Genomic DNA, 4,078 nt, shown 5'->3' with positions numbered 1-4,078 from the left:
CGGGAGGGGAGGCTGGCGCTGGGGATCTCCCCGGGCCAGTCCGAGAGCACGACCCGCCCGAGGGGCGTCAGGCGGACCCGTTCGGTCAGGCCCTGGCCATCGACCTCGCGGCGCAGCACCCCCAGTTGGATCAGCCAGATCAGCAGGTCTTCGCAGTGGTTGGCTGAGAGACGCCGGCAGCTGAGAGCAGTCCAGTCGGAGCGAGCCGCGAGCTGCGTGCTGCTGAGGGCCTCCCGCTCGAGTTCCTCATAGAAGCGGCGCCGAAAGGGAAGGCAGCGCACGGCCCGCTTGGCCCGGATCAGCGCCCGTTGCTCCTGCTGGCTAAGGCGGGGCTGCATCAACGGGAGCGCTGGGGTCCCTTCATTGTGGTCACCGGCTGGCTCCTACCGCCCGAGACCCTTGCCAGAGTGGGCCGAGCTCAAGGATCGGCCGTGCTGCTGTTGGCCTCTGCCTCCCCCGCCCGCCGGCGCTTGCTGGAGCAGGCGGCGATCCCCCATCGGGTGCAGGTCAGCGGGGTGGATGAGGAGGCCATCGGCCACCCCGATCCGGCGCAGTTGGTGCAGCTCCTGGCCCGGGCGAAGGCGGGGGCGGTGCTGGAGAGCGGGCTCGATCGGGAGGTCTCGGCGGTGCTGGGCTGTGATTCGGTCCTGGCGTTTGACGGGGAGGTCTTTGGCAAACCCGCGGATCCCCAGGAGGCCATCAGCCGCTGGCGGCGGATGCGCGGCGCCTGGGGGGAGCTGCACACCGGCCATGCCCTGCTGGATCCGGCGGGTGCCGAGCGGGTGGCCGCGGTGACCACTCGGGTGCTCTTTGCTGATCTGAGCGACGCCGAGATCGAGGCCTATGTGGCGACGGGTGAACCGCTGCAGTGCGCCGGTGGCTTTGCCCTGGAGGGACGCGGCGGCTGCCTGGTGGAGCGCCTGGATGGCTGCTTCTCCAACGTGATTGGCCTGAGTCTTCCCTTGCTGCGGCAGTGGTTGAGCGCGGCCTGAAGCCTTGCCGAAATCCACTGTTGCCATTTTTCTTTGGCCGTAGCTATTGCGAAGACAAGGCCCTCCTCACACACCTGGCCATGAAGACCTTCGCGCTTGCAGCAGCCTGCAGCCTCCTGGTTGGTAGCGGATTGACGCTGAACGCCAACGCCATGGAGCCGATCCAGCTCTCCACGGCTCTGCCGACTGCCGACCACGGACTGATGGCCGAGCAGGCCTACATGGAGGATGCCTCGGCCCGCCACAGCGTCGAGGTGGCAGACGATGCGCTGTTGCCCCTGGAGTTCAAGAAGCCCTCAGGACCGCAGGGCTACAACGTCCTCAACCTGAGCTTCTGAGGGATCGTTGCGAAGGCTGGCGCTTCGCCGTGGTCTCAGCAGAATTCAGGCAATCTCTCCTGGGCTGATGGGTCGACGTCTAAGCCTCAGCCTGGCCCTCCTGAGCGCGGGCTGGATGGCGGCGCTGCCGGTGCAGGCCCAAAGCCCCAGGCCTCCCCAGGCCCTGGCGGTCTTGCTGAAGCAGCTCAAGGCCCAACCCCTGGGCCTCTACGACGGGATGCGTTTGCTGCGCATCCCCCAGAGCGATGGGGGGAGCCTGACCATCAGCGTCAGTTGCGAGCGTCAGCTCTGGCGCGTCCAGAGCCGTCAGACGCCCGCCGGCCGTCCGACGTTCTATGGCGACAGTCCGTTCCTGAGCGCCACGGGGATTGATCGCTCCTGGGTCTGCACGGGCCCCGCTCGGGTTCTCGAATGAAGCGCGCGCCTGCGCTGCTGCTGGGCTTGGCCCTCACGGCCCTGCCGGGATGCTCGCTTCTGCAGGCCCCGCCTGAGCCAAGCCCCAGGGTTGAGCTGAGGGGGGCGGGGGCGAGTTTCCCGGCGCCGCTCTATCAACGCTGGTTCACCCACCTGATGGTGCGCCAGGGCCTGAACCTGGACTACCGCGCCGTGGGATCCCTGGAGGGGGAGCGCCAGTTGGCGGCCGGACTGGTGGACTTTGCTGGAACGGATCGGCGGCCGGATCAGCTTCCGTGGTTGGCGATTCCGATGACCGCTGGAGCGATTGCGGTGGCCTACAACCACCCGGGCTGCCGCCTGACCCTGAACCGCGAAGAACTGCGAGGGATCTTTGCGGGGGCGATTACGGACTACAGCCAACTGGGCTGCTCCCCCCTGCCAATTCAAGTGGTGGTGCGCAGCAGTGGTTCTGGCACGACGGCCAATCTCCTGCGCTACCTGCAGGTGCCTGAGCAGGGTTGGCATGGCCCCTCGGCCTTGCTGGCTGGGGGCAATGACGCGATGGCGACCCTGCTGGCCCAGCGCCAGGGAGCGATTGGCTACCTCGAGACGGTGTTTCTGGTGGGACGCCACCGCCTCCAGGCCGCTGCCCTTGAGAACGGAGTCGGGGGCTCTGTCCTTCCGGTTCCTGACCAGGTGAAGCGAGCCCTGAGTCAGTGGCCCGAGACGAGGGAGGGCTACCCCTTGGTCAGCCCGTCCTGGGTGTTGCTTCCCAAGACGGGACTGGGCCAGAAGGCAGTGGTGCTGCAGAGGGCTCTGCGCTATGGCCTCTCCCCTGCGGGCCAAGAGCAGGTCCAGACCTTGGGCTATGCCCCCTTGCCGCGGCACTTGCAGGAGCAGGCCCAGGGCTTGATTGAGGAGATCACCCCGTGAAGGTCTCCGCTCCGCTGCGCCTGTCGGCTGAGGCGATCCGAGGGAAGGAGCGGCATTTCCCGCTGTTCTTGATCACGGCCCTGTTGCCCATTGGCGTTTTCCCCTTCGCCAAGCTCGATGGGACGGTGCTTGAGCGCTTGGCGTTGCCGCTGGCCGTGACTCTGCTGGTGCTGGAGTCCCTGCGGGCGATGCCGGAGTGGGTGGCTCGGATCGGCCCGTTCAAGGTCAATGGGATCTACCGGTGGCTGGGGATCATCTCGGCGATGGTGGTCTGGTGGCCGCTGTTGGTGGGCCATCGGCCGCTCTTCCTGGCCCATGTGCTGGTGGTGGCGATCCGGGCGCTCTTTTATTCCCTGACGGCGGTGCGGATCATTCAGGTCCTGGCCAATTGCGATCGGGTGGGCGTGCGCACGCTTTGCCTGGGGGCGGCGGGCTATGTCCACCTCGGTCTGACGGCGGGGTTGCTGGCGACGGTGCTGCAGATGGTGGATCCAGACAGCTTCAACCTCGGGGCAACGGTGCTGCACGAGGAGTTGATGGCGCGGTTGTCGTACTTCGCCTTTGTGACCCTGGGGAGCCTGGGCTATGGCGATGTGGTGCCGGCCAGCCCCATCGGCGAGTCGTTTGCGGTGTTGGTGAGCATCAGCAGCACCTTGTATCTGAGCCTGTTGATTGGCCTGCTGCTGAGCCGCTTCATCAGCTCCCAGCAACGGGAGGAGGTGTGATGAGCCACTCGATTGGCGATCGGATCGAGCGGCGAGAACCCCTGTTCGGTTGGTTCCTGCTGGCGACGTTGCTGCCGATCCTGGTGATGCCCTTCACGAACCTGGAGGGCAATGCGATCCAACGGGTGCTGTTGCCTCTGAGCACGCTCTGGCTGGTGGTGCTGGCGCTGCGGATGATGCCCGCGGACTTGCTGCGCTGGCGAGGCTGGTCCTTTACGGCGCTCTATCGCGTCTTGGGGGTGCTTTGTGTGGCGGTGATGTGGCTGCCGTTTGTCCTGGGGCATCACGCCGGACATGCCTGGCATCTGCCGATCCTCTCGGTGATCAGCGGCTTCTATCTCTCCACAACGGTGGGCATCGTTCTGGTGCTGGCCCAGGTCAAGCGCGTGAATGAGGCGGTGCTCTGCCTGGGGGCAGCGGGCTACATCCAGCTGGGCCTGACGGGGGGGCAGCTAGCAACGGCTCTTGAGATCCTGAGTCCCGGAAGCTTCAGTTTGGGGCGGATGCTGCCGGGAGAGGAGCTGGTGGAGCGCCTGTCCTACTTCTCGTTTGTGACCCTGGGGAGCCTGGGCTATGGCGATGTGCTCCCCGCGACGGCCCTGGCGGAGAGTTTTGCGGTGCTGCTGAGCGTCACAGCAACGCTCTACATCACCTTGATGATTGGCTTGTTGTTGAGCCGGTATATCGAAACGCG

At 66.2% G+C, this 4,078-nt stretch carries 7 protein-coding genes; 6 read left to right on the top strand and 1 reads right to left on the bottom strand.

The features are described 5' to 3' along the window. Positions 1 to 338: Npun_F0494 family protein (locus tag QZ186_RS11390; RefSeq protein WP_296416942.1), on the bottom strand; the 338-nt coding region annotated here is incomplete at its 3' end. A 93-nt stretch (positions 339 to 431) separates the two neighbouring features. On the opposite strand from QZ186_RS11390, the gene QZ186_RS11385 reads away from it, so the two are divergent. From QZ186_RS11385 to QZ186_RS11360, 6 genes are all read left to right on the top strand, one after another. Next, the gene (locus QZ186_RS11385; protein WP_296416939.1) at positions 432 to 992 is read left to right on the top strand and encodes a nucleoside triphosphate pyrophosphatase; all 561 of its coding nucleotides are present in this window, start codon (positions 432 to 434) and stop codon (positions 990 to 992) included. Between the two features lie 131 nt (positions 993 to 1,123). Further along, entirely contained in the window at positions 1,124 to 1,330 is a 207-nt protein-coding gene (locus QZ186_RS11380) for a hypothetical protein (protein WP_296416937.1), read from the top strand. A gap of 67 nt (positions 1,331 to 1,397) precedes the next feature. Further along, complete coding sequence (locus QZ186_RS11375) at positions 1,398 to 1,745, top strand: hypothetical protein (protein WP_247477296.1); 348 nt, start codon at positions 1,398 to 1,400, stop codon at positions 1,743 to 1,745. Beyond that, the gene (locus tag QZ186_RS11370) at positions 1,742 to 2,659 is read left to right on the top strand and encodes a substrate-binding domain-containing protein (protein ID WP_296416934.1); all 918 of its coding nucleotides are present in this window, start codon (positions 1,742 to 1,744) and stop codon (positions 2,657 to 2,659) included. The genes QZ186_RS11375 and QZ186_RS11370 overlap by 4 nt, the downstream gene beginning before the upstream one ends. Continuing rightward, the gene (locus QZ186_RS11365; protein ID WP_296416932.1) at positions 2,656 to 3,384 is read left to right on the top strand and encodes an ion channel; all 729 of its coding nucleotides are present in this window, start codon (positions 2,656 to 2,658) and stop codon (positions 3,382 to 3,384) included. Before QZ186_RS11370 ends, QZ186_RS11365 begins: the two co-directional genes overlap by 4 nt. Then, positions 3,384 to 4,078 (top strand): ion channel (locus tag QZ186_RS11360; RefSeq protein WP_296416930.1); only part of this gene is annotated, 695 nt, incomplete at its 3' end. The genes QZ186_RS11365 and QZ186_RS11360, both read left to right, overlap by 1 nt.

Origin of the sequence: Vulcanococcus sp. DEBay_Sum29NL08_54 (assembly GCF_017859255.1) — a bacterium.
GTDB lineage: Bacteria > Cyanobacteriota > Cyanobacteriia > PCC-6307 > Cyanobiaceae > Vulcanococcus.
Note: the sequence above shows the minus strand (reverse complement) of the source record. Positions and strands in the feature narration are given on the sequence as shown.

What these genes read in the sequence shown, in the direction of transcription:
- QZ186_RS11370 (WP_296416934.1), top strand. Translation starts at nt 1,742, where the DNA reads ATGAAGCGCGCGCCTGCGCTGCTGCTGGGCTTGGCCCTCACGGCCCTG.
- QZ186_RS11375 (WP_247477296.1), top strand. Translation starts at nt 1,398, where the DNA reads ATGGGTCGACGTCTAAGCCTCAGCCTGGCCCTCCTGAGCGCGGGCTGG.